This window comes from Rhizobium sp. CFBP 13644, from assembly GCF_014842165.1.
Taxonomy (GTDB): domain Bacteria; phylum Pseudomonadota; class Alphaproteobacteria; order Rhizobiales; family Rhizobiaceae; genus Agrobacterium; species Agrobacterium tumefaciens_C.
Genome location: NZ_JACYVF010000003.1, coordinates 564,824 through 583,048 on the forward strand (window position 1 = coordinate 564,824; position 18,225 = coordinate 583,048).

An 18,225-nucleotide genomic window follows, 5' to 3' on the forward strand; every position below is an offset into this window, starting at 1 on the left:
CATAACTGGGATTTATAGGATGGAGGCGATCGCACGGATGCAAAATCCCAAGCTCAAAGAGCGGCAGATCGAGATTTTTCGGACGATCATGGCCACCAATTCACTCACGTCAGCGGCCCGCCACCTCGGCGTGTCCCAGCCAAGCCTTTCAACCGCCATCAAGCGGCTGGAAGATCAGCTCGGCATCGCATTGTTTGCCCGTATTTCCGGCAGGCTTGTGCCGACGCGAGAGGCAGAGCTTATTCTTGCCGAAGTCGAACGGGTCCACCAGCAATCGATGATGCTGTCGGATGTGATCTACTCGATCGCCCGAGGTGACAGCTCGATTTTTCGCTTCGGTTCGACGCCAAGCCTTGGTATGCGGCTGATCCCCAAAGCGCTGAGACGTCTGCAACAGGAGGGAGCGGCTGCCACCTATTACAGCGACTCTCTATCCCAGCGGGACGTCCGCGATTACCTGCTCTTCGGTCAGGGTGCCTGTGTCGCGACGATAGCGGAGGTCAACGATCCCGTCATCGAGACGGCGCGGATCGCCAGTGCCGGCCTTGTCTGCGTGGTACCATTTGACCATCCTCTCGCTGGCCGCAGATCCGTAACGCCGTCGGAACTGGCAAAGGAACCGCTCATCTCCTTCGGCCCCACCACCACGCATGGCGCTCTGATCGATGAGACCTACCAACGCTGGGGCGTGTCACGGACAACGGCGGTCTATGTCCATTTTGTCGAGGCTGCGTTGTCTTTTGTGACCGAGCGGATCGGCATCACCATTCTTGACGCCTTCTCTGCGATCGATTGCGAAACAAATGGGCTCGTGGCAATACCTGTCGAAAATAGCGTCACCGTTTCCGCCTATGTTCATATCTGCCGTCTTCGCCCGCGACAAAGTGGCGTCGACAGCCTGATCAACGCATTGCGGGATATCGCCGCAGTTGCGATCAACTCACAAGCTGGACCGAAAACCGATGCATAGACGCGCAAACGACCTGTTTCCCGGCTTTAGAGAGACGCGCATCGAGACGTCAGACGTTGATTTTGCCGTTCTGACGAAAGGAAGTGGTCCCGCAATCCTCCTGCTCCACGGCTATCCCGAGACCCGCACGGCATGGCATCGGATAGCGCCAGCACTTGCTGACGCCTATACCGTGGTCGTTCCGGACTTGCCGGGCTATGGCGACAGCCGCATGCGTGCCAACTCACATGGCATGGGTTCCAAACGCCAGATGGCAAAAAACCTGCACGAGATGATGCTCGCACTGGGACATCAGCGCTTCGTCGTCATCGGTCATGATCGCGGTGGCCGGGTTGCCTATCGGATGGCGCTCGACTTTACCCAATCCGTCACGGCTCTCGTTTCTGTCACCGTCGTTCCGACACCGGAAATGTGGGAAGGTGCCAGCAAGGCTTTCGGCATGGGTGCCTGGCACTGGTTCATGATGGCCCAACCCGCACCGCTGCCTGAAACGCTAATGGCGGCGGATCCGCGTTTTCTCATCGACGTGACGCTTGGTAAGATGGCCGAGAATATCGAACGCATCCATCCCCTGGCGCTGGAAGACTACAGGCTCGCATTCGACAACCCCGATGTTCGCCATGCCATGTGTGAGGACTATCGGGCTGGCGCCACAGTTGACGAAGCAGACGATCTGACCGACCGCACCTCAGGCCGTAAAATCCAGGTGCCGGTTTTGGTGCTGTGGGAAAAAGACAGGCTCTATGGCGGAGGCCGCAAGCCGCTCGACATATGGGCTGATTGGGCAAACAGGATCGAAGGAAAGGGCATTGGCGGCGGCCATCTGCTGCCCGAAACCGCTGCTGCCGAAGTGCTAGACCAACTCCTGCCATTTCTTGAGAACATCGCCAATGCCCCATGCTGAAGATGACAAAGAACCGGTTGCCCAAGGTTCTGGCGATGGGTTGCTGAGCCTGCGGCAAATGGAAGTGTTTCATGCGGTCATGCAGGCGCGCTCCATCACCGGTGCGTCCAAGGTTCTCAACGTTTCTCAGCCTGCCCTCAGCCGCACGATCCGTCGTATCGAGGACCTCTTGGCCATCGCGCTTTTCACGCGCGACCGTAATGGCCTCGTTCCGACCTCTGAAGCACTTGAAATATATGCCGAGATCGATCCTTTGATCCGGCAAATGACCGGCGTAGGAACCCAGATCGGCCGCATAGCCCGCGGCGAAACAGCGGTATTTCGCGTCGGTTCGACGGCAAGCGTTGCCCGTGCCCTCGTACCTCAGGCTTTGCGAACATTATCCGTCGAGGTTCCGGGAATAGAGCTTTTCTTCGACGTCTTGCCTGTCGATCAAATCGAGGAATATCTGATTACCGGACGCGGCGAAGCGGTTGTGACGATTGCTTCGCCCGACCATCCGTTGATTGCCGTAGAGCATGTGGGGCGGGTCGATCTGGTGGCCGTTATTCACAAGAGCCATAGCCTTGCTGACAAACCCATCATTCGTACTGCTGATCTGGCGGATATGGATTTCATCGCTTTTGCCGCAGGTGGCGCGCACCAAACCGTCGTTGATCTCTTTCTCAGCCGGGAGAAATTGAAGGTCAACACACGCGCAGTCGCGCGATTTTCCGATACCGCATTGGCGCTGGCGAACGAGGCGATGGGCATCGTGCTTGTCGACTACGTCACAACACTTGGGCCAGTCGGCAGCAATCTCGTTGTCAGGCCCATCGAGAATGCACCGCAATTTTCGATATCAGTTCTGTGGAACCGTCGCCGCTCGCATTCGGCCAATTTGCGCAAACTGATTGAGATTCTGTCGCGACGATTAGCCGACCTGCAGCCGCTCGTCTGACGAAACGAGGCCATCGACATGCCTCGAAGGCATGGGAGACATAATCTTTGTTCGTTGTCTTCCTATTCAGTCGGTGGCAATGAAAGCCTAGGACGCTTTAGAGACGTCATCTTTGGGAGGAGAATTGAAATGAATGTATTTCTGAGCCGCCGTCAGGCACTTATCGGCATGGGCGCACTCGGCACCGCTGCAACCTTCGGCTTGCCTGCGCGCGCTGCGACCCGAAACCTCGCCGTGCTTCACCTTGCCAGCCATGCGCCAAGCTTCATCGCTTACGAGCGCGGCTACTACAAGGAAGCCGGACTGGATATCGATCTGAAATTCTTCGAGGCCGCCCAGCCGATGGCCGTAGCCATCGCTTCTGGCGATGCCGATTTCGGCGTGACCTCGATGAGCGGTGGTCTCATCAGCCTCGCCCAGAAAGACGCGATCAAAGTTATCGGCGGCGCGCTGACCGAGGAGAAGGGCGTTACCGGCGCGATCATCCTGGCATCCAACAAGGCCTATGAGGCTGGCCTCACGGACCCTTCCAAGCTTTCCGGCAAAAGCTTCGGCATCACCACGGCAGGCTCCTCCTTCCACTTCATGGCCCACAAGATTGCGGTCGCCAACAACATCAAGCTGTCTGATATGCAGTTGCGTCCGCTGCAGAAGCTGGGCGCCATCGTTGGCGCATTGACCACAGGCCAGATCGACGCCTGGGCAATCCAGCCGAACGTCGCCAAGAAAATGATCCGCGAAGGCGCTGCCAAACAGATCGGTCTGGTCTCCGACTACGCTCCGGATTATCAGGTCACGACAGCCTTTACCTCGACAAAAAATGCCGCCAGTGAACGCGAGATGACGACAGCCTTCGTCAAAGCCTATTCGCAGGCAATTGCGGATTACAATGCTGCGTTCGTAGACAACAAGGCTGACGACGCCGAGCGGGATGCTCTGGCTAAAATCGTCCATAAATACGTCGAAAGCGACAGCCCGTTCGAAACCGCCAAGCAGAATCTCGTCGATGGCGCCATGCGCATCAATGCGGATCTGGCGCTGTCGCTCGGCAGTTGCGTTGAACAGCTTGATTGGTTCAAGGCGGAAGGCATGGTCAAGGACGCGATTACCCACGAACAGCTCTTCGACACGTCCTACGTCAAGACGATCTGATCAGCCTGCTAATTTCGCGCAAGCCTCAAGGCGTTCGCATGGAGGACCTATGGACCTGAAGCTGAACAACATCAGCCACTCCTATGGAGCCGTAGAGGTTCTGAAAGACATATCGCTCGATATTCCACAAGGGCAGATCATCTGCCTGATCGGACCATCCGGCTGTGGCAAATCAACCTTGCTTCGGTTTCTCGGTGGCCTGGAGCGCCCAAGTGCAGGCGAGGTGTTGCAGGTCGGAAATCCTCCGCCCGGATCCCTCAATCCTCTCACTTATGTCTTTCAGCACTTCGCCCTGCTGCCGTGGCGTACAGTCGAAGGCAACATACGCCTTGTGCTTGAAGATCATGGCATCAGTGGGCGCGAGATGGATGAGATCGTCACAGACGTTCTCGACCGAACCCGCCTGTCGGATTTCCGAAAGGCTTTGCCGAAGCAGCTTTCCGGTGGCATGCGCCAGCGCGTCGCAATCAGTCGCGCGCTGGCCGTTCGGCCAGCCGTCATGCTAATGGACGAGCCCCTCTCGGCGCTTGATAGCCAGACGCGGGAGCTATTGATGGATGATCTGGTCTCGCTGTGGACACGGCAGCCGTTTACATCCGTCTATGTTACCCACAACCTCAACGAAGCTGTGCGGCTCGGCCACCGTGTTGTGGTGCTATCCCGCCGCCCCGGCCAGATCAGGGAAATCGTCGATATCGACATTCCCTTATCCGACCGTCATCTAGGAGATCCCGTGCTGGAAGAAAAACAGAAACAGCTCTGGGACCTGATGCGCGATGAGGCCATGGCTGCCGACAAGGAGTTGGTCAATGTCTGATGTCATTCTCAGTGCCAATGCTCCTAAACCGGTCAGCAAGTCCGTGCCCGTGCGCCCCGTAGCATTTCGAGGCGGCGGCTTTGCACCTATCCCGGTCCGTGGCATGGGCATCGCGGTCTTCATCATCTTAATCGCGCTTGCCGAAATTGGAACCCGCAGTGGCTTCATTTCCAACCTAACTTTGCCACGGCCCTCCGCCGTACTCGATACCTTCGTGCAACTTTGGCAGACCGGTCTTTTGTGGAAACACCTGCTGCCGTCACTACAGCGGCTGTTCGTCGGTGCGTTCATGGGCATTGCGGTCGGCATCTCCGTCGGCGTCATGATTGGCCTGTTCAGCTATGTTCGCGCTGGTTTGGTGCCGCTGGTTGCCGCGCTGTTTCCGATTCCAAAGATCGCGCTTCTGCCACTCTTCGTCATATGGTTCGGCATCGATGAGACATCGAAATACGCTCTCATTGCCTTTGGCACATTCACGCCGACGGTGGTGGCAACCTACGGCGCAGTCGACAATGTCGACCGTACGTTGATCCGCATGGGACAGAGTTTCGGGCTGAGCTGGTGGTCGATCATCCGCAAGATTGTTCTGCCCGGAGCTTTTCCGGCCATCCTTTCCGGTCTGCGTGTGTCCATCTCGATTGCCATCATCCTGCTCGTCGCAGCCGAAATGCTGGGGGCTCAATATGGTGTCGGTTCCTACATCCTTGAGGCCGGCTCGCTCTATGATCTTGAAAAGCTTTTCGCTGGCGTCACGATCCTCTCTGTCATGGGCCTGATTGTGAATTTCGCTATCGGACAGGTCGAGAAGCACTTCCTGAGCTGGCGCGGCTGACACCAGAATTTACGAACGGAGATTTCAATATGCTGGCATTGCAAAAGGTCCGGCCCGGTAGCGGCGTGCAGTTCAACAGGATTGAACAGCCCGACAACTTAGCCACAGGCGAGGTGCTGATCCGTGTGCATTCCGCTGGCATTTGCGGCACTGACCTGCATATCGCACAGTGGACTCCGGGCTACGAGTCGATGGAAAATGCTATGCCCGTCACGCTCGGCCACGAGTTTTCCGGCACAATCGAACGTGTCGGCCTGAATGTCCCGGTTGAGGCCATCGGAACCCGCGTCACCGCAAGACCCTCCACCACCTGCGGCCAGTGTGACCCGTGCCTGAAAGGCGATGAGGATAATTGCACGGCGCGCAAAGGCATTGGCATCGGCAGAAACGGTGCCTTCACATCTTACGTTTGCGTTCCCTATAGCAATTGCCACCTGCTACCGAACAGTCTCGATATGGATGTCGCGGCACTGACGGAACCGATGACGGTTTGCGCAGAAGCTGTCGAGACGGCCGAGGTTGCGGCAGACCAGACCATTCTCGTCATCGGGCCAGGCTTTATCGGCCAGGGAATCGCAATCCTTGCTCGCTCTCGTGGGGCGAATGTTGTTGTAATGGGCCGCGATGATAGGCCTCGCCTCGACCGGCTGCGAGCCGCTGGTTTCGAACATCTGATCGATACGAGCGATGTTGAAATGGAAACCGCACTTTCGGAATTTGCGCCGTTCGATGCAATTATCGAAGCGGCGGGCGTGCCAACGCTCGTTGCCGCTACGATGCCATTCCTGAAGAAGCGTGGAATTTTCACCATCGTCGGCATCCATCCTGAACCCGCCGAAATCAATCTCACCTCACTCGTGCGCATGCACCAACAAATACGCGGTTCTTACAGAGCGCCGATCGCAAGTTGGGATGGTGTCATCAGCTTCCTCGATGGCCATCAGGATTTGATGCGGAATCTGATTTCGCACACCCTGCCTTTAACTGACGCTCTCGATGGCTTTCAGGCTGCGCAAGACCATACCGCCTCTAAAGTTATTTTACGCATGGGAGAGGCTTGATGGCCGGAGCGATTCTCGCGATCTGGAACGACTATCCGGCAGAATTCGCCGAAGAATACACCTCATGGCACACGTTCGAGCATGTGCCGGAACGTTTGACAGTACCGGGCATGCAGGCCGCGCGCCGCTACGTATCGGCCAGTGAAATCGAAACCTATTTCACGCTCTACGATCTTGAGGATCTGAGCGTGATCGAACAACCCGCCTATATCGACCTCGTCCGCAACCCGACCCCCTGGTCGCTCAAGATGCGCCGACATTTCTCAAAGGTCCTTAGAATTCCAGGCAAGATAGCGGCAACTGGCGGACATGGAATTGGTGGAGCCGCGAACGTGCAGGCTTACTCCGTAGATCGTCGCGAAGCGCAAACATGGGTGCTCGCACTCGAGACGATGTTGCGACGGTTGATCACGCAGTCCCACCTCACCGGCTTCAGAGTAGCTCTTGCCGAACCAAACCAGATCTACGAGGTTTTTTCGCAGAACGAGGAAACTGACCCGGACACCATCAACGTGGTGATCATCGCCGAAGGCGAATCCGTTCAATCGCTTGCCGCCTTGCAAGAGACATTGACCGAGCAGATCATCCCCACACTGCAACCCCGCAAAATTCTGCGCAACGACCTTTTCAGGATGTTAATCAGCTACCGCGGCGACGAGTTCCCAGCAGACAGATCAGAAATCGCCACGACCAGAGCTACGGCACATCTGTCAGAATGCACGGACCAAGGGGCGTTCGATTCGCACGTCTCGCCTTGATGCCTCTGAGCAACAGAAACTGCCCCTGCTCAGATCAGCTACTGCGGCTCAGACATTCCCCTCTTGGATCACACCAGAGGTGGTTCAGGTGGTTCACCAAGAAGGAGAGTTTGAAGCTCTCTTTGGCTGTCCGCAAAGCACTTAACGCCGGCTTGAGACAGCAGTTGGCGGTGGATGTGACGATATCCAGCTATGACACGAACTCATTAAGTGAGGCGATCGATATTCTTACCGCTGCACGCTTGAGTGCTGCCAAGTAGTTGTCTGCGCGTCTGTCAAATCGTGTGGCTAGGCCGCGCATCTGTCTGATGCGGTTGAAGAAACGCTCCACGAGATTGCGCTGTCGGTATACCCATCGGCTGAAGCTGAAGGTCTGCTTTTGATTGGCCTTAGCGGGGATATTCGCCCAACATTTTCTTTGCTTGACGAAGTTCCGGATAGCTCCGGTGTCGTAAGCCTTATCGGCGAGCAGGGTTGCTCTAGGCTTCACGTCGCTCAGCAGCTTTTCGGCCATGGGTGCATCCGCGGCCTGACCGGAGGTAAGTTCCAGATAGCGTTCCGGCACATCTCGCGAAGACGAACCCGTTCTGAAACGGCAAAAATGCCGTTGATCACTCGACGATCGTCAACGCGTTCAATTCCAAGGCTCTTGTGCGGCAAAAGCAGCTCAATGACCGCCCATTCTTCGTCGCCTAATTCATGACTGCGCATACCAATCTCCTTCCAAAGAGATTGAATCACACAACATCACCAAGATGAACCCGGTTTGTGGGGACACGGCCTAGGCCGCTTCAGGCCGAAAATTTGACGCTGACACCGCGCTGGCGAAAATAGGCCTGCATCAGCTTACGCCCTGACCGGTTTCCATGCGGCAATCTGGATGGGTCGAACACGGCCTCTTTGACGCCTTCAGCCGCCAATGCGAGTTTGAGGGCCGCAATATGCTCATCGAGCCCTGCATTATCTGCATTGAGCGATTCGTAAATCTTGCCAGTCAACTCGGCCACGGTATGTTCGCTCACGGTATTCATCCTTCAATCTTTGGACGGGACCGATACCACACATTGTTTCGCTGCAAAACATGCCAAAAGCAGGTCAACACAGTTTTCCCCCAGCGCGTGCTCGCAACCCTATCCGGCTGCGAGCACGACAGTGCCGTGGGGTTATCAACCCAGAACAAAGCGGGAGAATGCGAGAGAATCTCGCGCATCCTCATCCATTTTCGCCACGTCCGCGCCTTCGGTCAGATCTCTCCAGACCCTGATATCAGAGCCGATCGTTCCGCCGGTTTTCACAAAGGGCTCCATGACGACGACACCGTTGTAGTTGATTTCGCGCAGGGCTGCGCCGATCTCGTGCCACGGCATCCTGCCTTTTCCGGGTACCCGGCGATTGCTTTCGCCTGTGTGGAAGTGGCCGAGTAACGGGCCGGCGGTGCGGATCGCGTCGCCGAAGCTGTCTTCCTCGATATTCATGTGGAACGTGTCGAGCATCACTTTCACATTCGGCTTGCCAACCTCGGTCACGAATGCGACGCCTTCGGCTGCTGTGTTGAGCACGTGGTTTTCGAAGCGGTTGAGAACTTCGATGCAGAGATTGATGCCGAGATCATTGGCGAAATCTGCGATGCCGTGAATACCCTCCACGCCGCGCGCGCGATCCCCTTCCTTGTCCACAGGCTGCGAATAGTCCACCGGCCAGTAGGAATGAAGCGCACCGCCGATGGTCTTGATGTCGAGTTTAGCGACATTCGTCAGCGTCTTTTCGAAGAATGCCTTGCCTGCTTGGCGCACGGCGACATCAGGCGATGACAGGTTCTTTGACTTGGATGGACCAATTCCGGCCGTCAGGATGATGCCATTGTCCTTTGCGCTCTGCTTGATTGCGGCGAGTTCAGCGTCGCTATAGTCGTTGATGTGATGAGCAGCGACTTCGATGACATCGAACCCAAGCTTGGCAACCTTCTCGATGTAAGGGCCGAATTTGGCGCTCCACTCATGTTCCCAGTAGGAGTAATATATTCCGTGTTTCATCTGTGCCTCTCTCAATCGACGTGTGTCTTGGTGAAGGTTGGGGATCTGCCGGGATTTTTCACCCAAAGATCGGGCTCCAGGCTCGTTGACGCGACCAGAAGCCCGTTTGGAAGATCGTTTTCCTCGACCTTGCGGGTAATTTCGGCGTCATCCATATTGAAATTCTGCCATCGCGCACGAAGGCGTTGGCGCAAGTCATCTTCATCGACATCGACGAATACGGTGACATCGAAGATCGGCTTAAGAAGATTCCAGGGCGACTGGCTTGCGAGGAGATAATTTCCTTCGCATACGATGATGTTGACGGATTGCGGAATCAGACGCCCGCCTGCCCGGGCAATTTCGATGGCGCGATCAAACACTGGCACGGCAACGACATCGTCCTCGTTACGTTTCAGCCGCTCCAGCATGTGTCGCAGACCATGCACGTCGAACGTATCGATGGCGCCTTTGAACTCCCGGCGCCTCATCTCGTTGAGGACGGCATCATCGTAGTGGAAGCCGTCCATTGGGAATAGAGCCGCACACACGCCGGCTTCTTCGTTCAGCACTTCCACCACACGCTCAGCAATGGTCGATTTGCCGGAACCGGGCGCGCCGGCAATCGCGATCATCAGGCGTGGCCCTTTTTCCTGCTTGAAACGCTGGAGGGTGCGTGCGGCAATCTGGTGCGCATTGTCGTCAATTGTGCTCAAGGTGCATCTCGTTGAATGAATAAAAACGTGGACGTCTGGAGAAGTGAAAGGGGTTCAGAAAAGCCGATACTGGTCTGCCTTGTCGCGCAGGAACGGCAGTCCCTTTTCCAGCACCTCTTCGGCGCTGCGGGCGACGGGGCGCCATGTCGAGATTGCGCCTGCCATCTCGACCGGCATGCCCGCAAAGCTTTCAAGCACCAGGAGCCCTTTGAAGCCGATAACTGACAGGGCTGCAAAGACTTCATTCCAGGCCACATTGCCAAAGCCTGGCGTGCCCCGGTCGCTCTCCGACATATGCATGTATTTCAGGTGATCACGGGCGGCGATGATGCCGTTGCCAATACCCTTCTCTTCCATGTTCATGTGAAACGTGTCGAGATGAATGAAGACGTTGTCCATTCCAATGCGCTCCACCAGAGCGACGGCCTGCTCTGCGGAATTGATCAGGTGGCTTTCATAGCGGTTCACCGCTTCGATGCCGAATTGCAGGCCCAGCGTTTTGGCATGTTTCGCAGCAGCAGCCAGCGCGCGGGTAAGGTTGTCATATTCACCTTGGGTCGGCCGCACGCCGGTGCGTTCGTTCGTGCCACCGAAGGTTACTCCTGTCAGCGCCTCGGCACCCATCTCGGACGCCTTGTCGAGCGCAGATCTGAGATGCTCTACCGCAGCATCGGGACGAACCGATGCCCATGCCGGTTCCGGCAGCACCAGAGAGCAGGTGGCGCGCAGATCATGCTTTTCCAGCAATGTACGACTGTGTTTCGTATCAACCGAGGCAATGTCGATCAGCGGTATCTCGATGAAGTCCTGCTTGTAGCGTGCAGCGCAAGCAATTGCCCGCTCTGCACCAGCGTGGTCCCAAACTGTGGACCACATCATTGCGTGAACACCAAAACCTTGCACGTCATGCCTTCTTTCTGCGCGATGCGAAATAGGTGGAAAACAGTGTGCGTGCCGCCATGACGACAATCATCAGCACACCCCAGAGCGCTGTCGCAAGATGCTGGTTGGCGCCCATCAGGTTCAGCCCGGAAGACAGAAGCTGCAACACGATCAGCGCGACGAACACGGGCAGGACCCGACCAAAACCACCGAACGGGTTGATGCCGCCCAGAAACGCTGCCAGCACCGTGATCAACAGATAAGATTCTCCGTGACCGACACGCACGGAGTTGAAGCGCGCCAGCATGATAATGCTTGCAACCGCGCACATGAGCCCAGACAACGTGTAGACGAGCACAACGATCTTGCGGGTGTTGAGGCCGGAATATCTCGCCGATTCCATGTTGGAACCGATCATCAACAGGCCGAAACCAAGCTTGGTGCGCGTCAACAGCACATGCCATAGAGCGACGCAGACGATGAAAATCAGAAGCGGTATCGGCAGGCCGAAAACGGAGCCATGGCCAATGGGTGCGACATAGCCCGGAAAGCCGGAGACATCGCCGCCACGCGTGAGAAATTCGCCAAGACCACGCAGAAAAATCATCATCGACAGCGTGATCAGAATGGGATGGGCGCGCGTGTAGGCAATCGCCGCACCGGTCAGCGCGCCCGCTGCACCGCCAGTGGCGAGCGCCGCCACGCAGGCCAGAAAAAACGTTGCTGGCGGAGCATCGACGCCGCCATAGGCTTGCAACACCCATGCGGCAGCAAGCCCCGAGAGATTGGCGGCAAAGGTCACGGACAGGTTGATCCCGCCGGTCAACAGCGGCAACAGCATGGCCAGCGTTAAAAGGCCAAGCTCGGGAAGTTGGAAGGCAACCGAACCAAACGTGCCAAGCGATAAAAAGTTATCCGCCAGCAAACCGAAAATAAGCATGACCGCAACGAAAGCGATGCAAGGGCCTGCCATATCGGCCCCGAAAATGGCGTTGAATTTTTGAACGAAGGACTTCATCAACGCTTGCTCCCTTTTCTGGAAGAACCCTTCAAGCTGGCTGGTAAAAGCTTGTCCAACCGTGTGGAAGAAAGCGTAATTGCAACCAGAATGATCGCGCCGACAATCATCTTGAAGGCGAAGGGCGAAACACCCATCAGGTTGAGACCGTTTTGCGTGATCGAGACCATCAGCACGCCGAGAACGCAGCCCAGGACAGAGCCCTTGCCACCGCCCAGCCGCGCGCCGCCAAGCACGGTTGCCGCAAGGACATCAAGTTCACGTCCATACAGAGCGTTGGGCACCACTTCCTGAGCGTAATGCGCCTGCATCAGACCGGCAATTCCGGCCATCAACCCCAGCCAGCCAAAGGAAATGTAGTGCATGGCACCGATATTGATACCGAAGCGGCGCGCACCTTCCGGATTATCGCCGAAAGCGTAGAGTTGCCGCCCGATGGTGGTGCGCGAGATCATGAACCATGTGGCCAAGCAGCAGAGGATCATCACCACGACGGGCAAGGTTAGCTCCACCCAGGAGCCGTCCGGCATCTCGCGCTCATAGAAGACGACACGATTGGAAAGCCAGTCCGGGAGATTGTAGATCGACACCCCCTTGGTGAAAAACATCAACAGGCCGAAGAAGATGTTGAATGTCGAGATGGTGGCGACGATCGAGATAATGCGGAAACGCCACACCAGGAGAGCGTTGATCAGCCCCAGCCCGATGCCAACGGCACCGGCAATGATGAAGCCCTCTGCCCAGTTACCGCCGCCCAGAGCAGTGAGCGCCAGAACCGTGACATACTGCACAACGGAAGCCGCAACCGCAAAGGAGATGTCGATACCACCGGATATGAGCACGACCAGTAGCCCGACAGCAAAGATGATGTTGACTGCCGAGACGTTCAGCACGTCGAACGCGTTCGCTACCGTCAAGAACCGGTCCGTGCCGAGCGAAAGCCCGGCGCATAGAAGGATCATCACCATGAGAAGTGTGAATTCGGTGGTATTTCCAAGAATTAGCCTACGCATAGATGGCAGACTCCAAGTTGGTCAGCGACACCTCACGCGGATCGTATGTCGCGTGGAACCGGCCCTCCACCATGTGGATGACCCGGTCGGTGTTGAAATAGACTTCCGGCGGCTCATCGGAAATTACGATGATGGAAAGGCCATCTGCTGCGAGTTTTCGAACGATCTCGAAGATACCGGCACGGGCGCCGACATCGACCCCCACTGTCGGCGCATCGAGGATGAGGATCTTCGGTCCAATCGCGAGCCATTTGGCAATGGCAATGCGCTGCTGGTTTCCGCCTGATAGCGTTCTAATGGGATCTTCCGGCAGGCCGATCTTGACGCCGAGCGCGGAAATCCAATTCGAGACGACGCTTTCCTTTTTTGACGGCGAGATAAGCCCGTTGTTCAGCAACCGGTCGAGCGACGCCATGACCAGATTATCGGCAATGGATTGCGGCTGGTTCAAACCGAGCGACAGGCGGTCTTCGGACAGATAGGCAACCCCTGCACGGATCGCGTCCCGGTTCGACCTGAAATGCGTTTTTTCCCCTTCGATGCGTATCTCACCCGACTGCGGCTGGAGCATGCCGAACAGCGTCAGGGCAAGCTCAGTGCGGCCTGCGCCCAGAAGGCCGGTTATGCCAAGCGTCTCGCCTCGACGCAGATCAAACGAGACATCCTGAAACTCACCTTCGCGGGTCAGCCCACGGACAGACAGCACGACAGGCTGATCGTCGTGATCACCCGCGATGACGGCGTTATCGAAATTGCGGCCAGTCATCAGTTCAGTCACGCGCGATTGGGTCATGCCTTCAACGGGAAAAACACCGACCAGCGCGCCGTCGCGCAGCACGGTAATGCGGTGTGAAATTTCCAGCACTTCGGCCAGTCGATGCGACACGAACACCACGGCGATGCCAGAGGCCGAGAGATTGCGAACGATATCTATCAGGTAATCTGCTTCCGATTGCGTCAAGGAAGCGGTCGGTTCGTCCATGAAAACGATGCGGGCATCGCCGACCAGAGCGCGGGCAATGGCCACGATCTGGCGTTGCGCGATGGGCAATTCCTTCAGCGGCCTGTGAATGTCGATCTCGACACCAAGGCGCGCCAGTGCGGCCTCGGCGGACTTCTCGATGGCGCGCTTATCGACCAGCCCGTATTTGCCTTTCACGGCATGCTGGAAGCCAATGTTCTCGGCGACCGTCATTTCGTCGAACAGTGCCAGATCCTGCCAGATCACCTGAATGCCAAGCGATTGGGCAAGAGCTGGCGTCATCGCAGCAATCGGCTCGCCAGCAAAGGAAAGTTCAGCACCGGATTCCGGCGTATATACACCCGTGATCACTTTGATCAGCGTGCTTTTGCCACAGCCGTTTTCTCCAGCAAGGCAATGCACCTCTCCGGGGTTAACCTCAAAGGACACGCCTTTCAGTGCGCGTACGCCGCCGAAAGTGACTTTGATATTCTTGAGGGACAGGAGCGGTTTTTCGCTCATAATCGCACATCTCTCCGGTCGCCACGCCTGGATTGCGGACGCCATAAAACTAGCATTTCAAGTGTGAATGGCGTCGCGTGACATTGGCGAACACGCGACGCCGCGGCCTTGGGGAGGATTAGAGGCCCATGGAGACGAGCTTGTCGATGCTGTCCTTGTCGATCTTCAGGAGTTGGTCGACGACAATCGTGTTTCCTTCGGGTGTGATGGTGCCGAGACCTTCGATCGTATCACCGGCTTTCGGAACCTGACCCTTGGCGATGTGGTCTGCAAGCGTGATGAAGACCTCGCCTGCCAGCTTCGGGTTCCACATGAACCCGCCTGTCAGCGCGCCGGATTTGATCAGCTTGGCGCCCTGTCCCGGTGAGAAAGGCCCAATGACGAAGACCTTGCCGTCCTTACGGCGTTCCTCGACTGCGCGTCCAGCGCCAATCGGTCCTTGCGAACCAAAGGCCAGAAAGCCATGCAGATCAGGGTTTGCCGACATCAGATCCAGAGCCGTAGAGCGGCTCTTGTCGAGATCTTCTGCAACGCCGTAGCGGTCGCCGACGAGTTTCATATCCGGATAATTTGCCTTGATATAGGCGATGGCTGCATCGGCCCAGGCGTTGTGCAGTGGCACGGTCAGAGAGCCGACAAATACGGCATACGAGCCCTTGCCGCCCATCTTCTCGCCCAAAAGCTTGCCGTGGGCCTCACCAAAACCCTTTGCGGATGCAAGCTCGAAATCCCAGTCTGCGCCGAGTTGCCTGGGCGATTCATGGGTAATGACCTTGATGCCAGCGGCTTGGGCCTTCTTCAAAACCGGCTCCAGCACTTTCGCGTCGTTCGGCACGACACCGATGAACTCGACTTTCTGCGCGATCAGATCTTCGATGGCGCGCACCTGCAACGCAGGGTCTGCGCTCGTCGGACCGACCATGAAGCCATTGACGCCGAGCTTGGCGCTCTGCTCCTTGATGCCCGCTTCCATGGCATTGAACCAGGGAATACCACCAATCTTAACAACGACGCCCACCTTCGGCCCCTCGGCAAATGCCGTCGATGAAAGCAATACAAGCGACAAACCAAGGGCTGCAATTATTTTATTCATGGATGTTCCTCCTCCAAACACTCGGCAATCGGTTCTGTCGCAGCGGTTCTCTATACCCCGCGCGCAAAATCTTTCATCTCGCTTATTCGAGATGCTCCCCTGCCACTCCCATAGCAACCACCGTAGCACAATCGATATTGCACAAATGCACAATCGATGGTGCACTAAACATAACATGACACGCTCTTTCGTCAAGAGGACAACTGCATCTATAGTGGGAATCAGTAGGGGGGAATAAAATTGACGCAGCCGATTTCCAAGAAAGCCACCATCTACGACCTGTCGGTTCTATCAGGCGCATCGGCGTCAACTGTGAGCGCTGTCTTGAACGGCTCGTGGCGCAAACGGCGAATTTCGGAAGAAACCGCCGACAAGATACTTTCGTTGGCCAAGGCGCACCGCTACACGACCAACCTCCAGGCGCGGGGTCTGAGAAGCTCCAAATCAGGCCTCGTCGGTTTGCTGCTACCGATTTATGACAACAGGTTCTTTTCCTCCATGGCGCAAACTTTCGAGGCTCAGGCGCGTCTGCGTGGCCTCTCCCCCATGGTTGTATCCGGTCGGCGCGATCCCGAAGAGGAACGTCGGACCGTGGAGACGCTGATCTCTTACTCCATCGACGCCTTGTTCATCGCTGGTGCGACCGACCCTGATGGGGTCCATCACGTCTGTGCCCGCGCCGCGTTACCGCATGTCAACATTGACTTGCCCGGCAAACTGGCGTCGTCGGTCATTTCAGACAACAGGCATGGCGCAGAAGTTCTGACATCTGCAATCCTCGCCCATGCTGCACGCAACGATGCTTTGAGCCCGGAAGATGTCATTCTTTTCGGCGGCCATGACGACCATGCCAGCCGAGACCGCATCGCCGGCTTCCATGCGGCGAAAAACAGATATTTCGGAATTGAAAGCAGTGACGATATCGAGATCACAGGTTATTCGCCACGCATGACGGAACTCGCCTTCGAACGTTTCTTTGATCGCAAAGGCCGTTTGCCACGCTGCTTTTTCGTCAACTCCTCTATCAATTTCGAAGGCTTGCTTCGCTTCATGGGACGCCACGACGGAAAGACATTTGGCGACATCGTCGTCGGCTGTTTTGACTACGATCCCTTCGCCTCGTTTCTGCCCTTCCCGGTCTACATGATTAAACCCGACATCTCCAAAATGCTCGAGCGAGGATTTGACCTGCTAAAAGAAGCCCCGGCACACCCGACAGTCACGATCATCGATCCGCAACTGGTGCCTCCACGCACAGCCCTGGAAGGCCCCCTGGACGATATCAAAGATCCCGCGCCGGTGGTTGGCGGCGCGCGATAACCCGACGTCAGCGACGCTTTTATCGGAGCCAGCCGTTGGACGGGATGTGGAGGCGATGCCTCCAGGACGCAAGGGGTCGCCTGACCTTGTCTGCTATCCGTCGAGCCGTCACCAGACCCATGATGACAATCCGATGTCCCACCCTGCATAGGGCAAATTCTGACCGCAGACTCTAAGTGCTAGCGCCGTTATTGGTGGATGACGATCAGCGGCCCGAGCTGTGTCGCTTTCACGCCGATAGCCTTAGTCAGGTATGCGAGTGCTCCTTGGGTCTCGCTAACCTTCATCGTGCCGCTGACACGGCGATCGGCCAGTGTCGAACCAGCAATTACGATCCGGCCATGGAAATGCCGGTTCATCTCTTCGACCACGTGGGAAAGCGGCGCATTGTCCAGCGCAATCTGGCCGCGCTTCCAGGCAAGCGCGACCCTATCATCAACCGCTAAGACGGCAGTCTCCTTTTTCTCATTGTCATAAATCGCCTGCTCGCCCTGTTGGACGCGGACTGACTTGGTGTGGTCGCCGTCGAATTCAAGCTGGACCGCGTTTTCGGTAACGGTCACCTCCGTATCATCATCCCCGTACCGAACGTCGAATGCTGTGCCCAAAGCCGTCACGCTTGTTTCACCTGCCATGACTGTGAAGGGTCGCTCCTTCGCATGAGCGACCTGGAAGAATGCCTGCCCTTTGAGAAGGTGGATGACGCGTCGCTCCGAGGTGAAATCCACGGCGATCGCGGATGATGCATTGAGTTGCACCACCGAGCCGTCATCCAATGTGCGAGAAGGCATCTCATCTGTCCCGGCGATCATGTCCGCCTTCAGACGCAACGGACCATCCAGCGCAAAGAAGGTGCCGGTCGCAATCGCGATCATGAACAGGGTAATAGCAATCGGCTTTGCCTTGCTCCGGGGCCTGATGTCGATGCTGGTCAGGGCAGGATCGGATTGAATCGCCTGCCTTGCTTCACCCATCAGACGTTCGGCCGCGGTGTAGGTCCGACAGTTATCGGGATCTTGTTCAAGCCATTCCTTGAAGCGCGCTCGATCCGTCGGTGACTGCTTTGGGTTGCTATTGCGCAAGATCCAGTCGGCCGCCTCGCGGTTCCGCATTCTTTGAGCCTTATTCGCTCCTTTGATTGGCATAGGCATCTCCAGACGCATCCTTTGACCTCTAAACGTTCTGCGTCGTCGGTTTGGGACTCTTATATCAATTTAAGCCCGTATATGGAGCATTTTACGCCCGCACGGAGGT

The 18,225-nt window shown here is 56.7% G+C and carries 18 protein-coding genes and 1 pseudogene; 9 read left to right on the plus strand and 10 right to left on the minus strand.

Annotation, left to right across the window (positions count from 1 at the left end):
* Positions 1-37 precede the first annotated feature (37 nt).
* The 8 genes from IFT53_RS12060 (at position 38) to IFT53_RS12095 (ending at position 7,434) form a co-directional block, all read left to right on the plus strand.
* Positions 38-970 (plus strand): LysR family transcriptional regulator, encoded by a 933-nt coding sequence (locus tag IFT53_RS12060; protein ID WP_192064898.1) that lies wholly within the window; start codon positions 38-40, stop codon positions 968-970.
* The gene (locus IFT53_RS12065; RefSeq protein WP_192064899.1) at positions 963-1,874 is read left to right on the plus strand and encodes an alpha/beta fold hydrolase; all 912 of its coding nucleotides are present in this window, start codon (positions 963-965) and stop codon (positions 1,872-1,874) included. Before IFT53_RS12060 ends, IFT53_RS12065 begins: the two co-directional genes overlap by 8 nt.
* Complete coding sequence (locus IFT53_RS12070; protein ID WP_192064900.1) at positions 1,861-2,814, plus strand: LysR family transcriptional regulator; 954 nt, start codon at positions 1,861-1,863, stop codon at positions 2,812-2,814. The genes IFT53_RS12065 and IFT53_RS12070 overlap by 14 nt, the downstream gene beginning before the upstream one ends.
* A 129-nt stretch (positions 2,815-2,943) precedes the next feature.
* Positions 2,944-3,966, plus strand: coding sequence for an ABC transporter substrate-binding protein (locus tag IFT53_RS12075; RefSeq protein WP_192064901.1), 1,023 nt, complete (start codon positions 2,944-2,946; stop codon positions 3,964-3,966).
* A gap of 49 nt (positions 3,967-4,015) precedes the next feature.
* Positions 4,016-4,783 (plus strand): ABC transporter ATP-binding protein, encoded by a 768-nt coding sequence (locus IFT53_RS12080; RefSeq protein WP_042618901.1) that lies wholly within the window; start codon positions 4,016-4,018, stop codon positions 4,781-4,783.
* Positions 4,776-5,615: an ABC transporter permease gene (locus IFT53_RS12085; RefSeq protein WP_192064902.1), complete on the plus strand. Its 840-nt coding sequence runs from the start codon at positions 4,776-4,778 to the stop codon at positions 5,613-5,615. Before IFT53_RS12080 ends, IFT53_RS12085 begins: the two co-directional genes overlap by 8 nt.
* Before the next feature lie 29 nt (positions 5,616-5,644).
* Positions 5,645-6,676 carry a zinc-dependent alcohol dehydrogenase gene (locus tag IFT53_RS12090; RefSeq protein WP_192064903.1) on the plus strand — a complete coding sequence of 344 codons (1,032 nt, stop codon included), beginning with the start codon at positions 5,645-5,647 and terminating at the stop codon, positions 6,674-6,676.
* Positions 6,676-7,434, plus strand: coding sequence for a hypothetical protein (locus IFT53_RS12095; protein ID WP_192064904.1), 759 nt, complete (start codon positions 6,676-6,678; stop codon positions 7,432-7,434). The genes IFT53_RS12090 and IFT53_RS12095 overlap by 1 nt, the downstream gene beginning before the upstream one ends.
* A 190-nt stretch (positions 7,435-7,624) precedes the next feature.
* Here the strand turns inward: IFT53_RS12095 and IFT53_RS12100 are convergent.
* From IFT53_RS12100 to IFT53_RS12140, 9 genes and pseudogenes are all read right to left on the minus strand, one after another.
* A pseudogene (locus IFT53_RS12100) lies at positions 7,625-8,151 on the minus strand (transposase).
* A 74-nt stretch (positions 8,152-8,225) separates the two neighbouring features.
* Complete coding sequence (locus tag IFT53_RS12105) at positions 8,226-8,465, minus strand: hypothetical protein (protein WP_042618897.1); 240 nt, start codon at positions 8,463-8,465, stop codon at positions 8,226-8,228.
* A gap of 135 nt (positions 8,466-8,600) precedes the next feature.
* Positions 8,601-9,467: a D-psicose 3-epimerase gene (locus tag IFT53_RS12110; protein WP_042618896.1), complete on the minus strand. Its 867-nt coding sequence runs from the start codon at positions 9,465-9,467 to the stop codon at positions 8,601-8,603.
* Between the two features lie 11 nt (positions 9,468-9,478).
* Entirely contained in the window at positions 9,479-10,162 is a 684-nt protein-coding gene (locus IFT53_RS12115) for a nucleoside triphosphate hydrolase (RefSeq protein WP_192064905.1), read from the minus strand.
* Positions 10,163-10,216: 54 nt separating this feature from the next.
* Positions 10,217-11,065 carry a TIM barrel protein gene (locus IFT53_RS12120; protein ID WP_192064906.1) on the minus strand — a complete coding sequence of 283 codons (849 nt, stop codon included), beginning with the start codon at positions 11,063-11,065 and terminating at the stop codon, positions 10,217-10,219.
* A gap of 1 nt (position 11,066) precedes the next feature.
* A complete protein-coding gene (locus IFT53_RS12125) occupies positions 11,067-12,062 on the minus strand; it encodes an ABC transporter permease (RefSeq protein ID WP_042618893.1) in 996 nt (331 codons plus the stop codon).
* Positions 12,062-13,075: an ABC transporter permease gene (locus tag IFT53_RS12130; protein WP_042618892.1), complete on the minus strand. Its 1,014-nt coding sequence runs from the start codon at positions 13,073-13,075 to the stop codon at positions 12,062-12,064. The genes IFT53_RS12125 and IFT53_RS12130 overlap by 1 nt, the downstream gene beginning before the upstream one ends.
* Positions 13,068-14,558: a sugar ABC transporter ATP-binding protein gene (locus IFT53_RS12135; RefSeq protein WP_192064907.1), complete on the minus strand. Its 1,491-nt coding sequence runs from the start codon at positions 14,556-14,558 to the stop codon at positions 13,068-13,070. The genes IFT53_RS12130 and IFT53_RS12135 overlap by 8 nt, the downstream gene beginning before the upstream one ends.
* Positions 14,559-14,676: 118 nt before the next feature.
* Complete coding sequence (locus tag IFT53_RS12140) at positions 14,677-15,651, minus strand: substrate-binding domain-containing protein (RefSeq protein ID WP_192064908.1); 975 nt, start codon at positions 15,649-15,651, stop codon at positions 14,677-14,679.
* A gap of 240 nt (positions 15,652-15,891) precedes the next feature.
* On the opposite strand from IFT53_RS12140, the gene IFT53_RS12145 reads away from it, so the two are divergent.
* Positions 15,892-16,971, plus strand: coding sequence for a LacI family DNA-binding transcriptional regulator (locus tag IFT53_RS12145; protein ID WP_192064909.1), 1,080 nt, complete (start codon positions 15,892-15,894; stop codon positions 16,969-16,971).
* Positions 16,972-17,159: 188 nt separating this feature from the next.
* Here the strand turns inward: IFT53_RS12145 and IFT53_RS12150 are convergent, their stop codons facing one another.
* A complete protein-coding gene (locus IFT53_RS12150; protein WP_244656295.1) occupies positions 17,160-18,134 on the minus strand; it encodes a FecR family protein in 975 nt (324 codons plus the stop codon).
* Between the last annotated feature and the right edge of the window lie 91 nt (positions 18,135-18,225).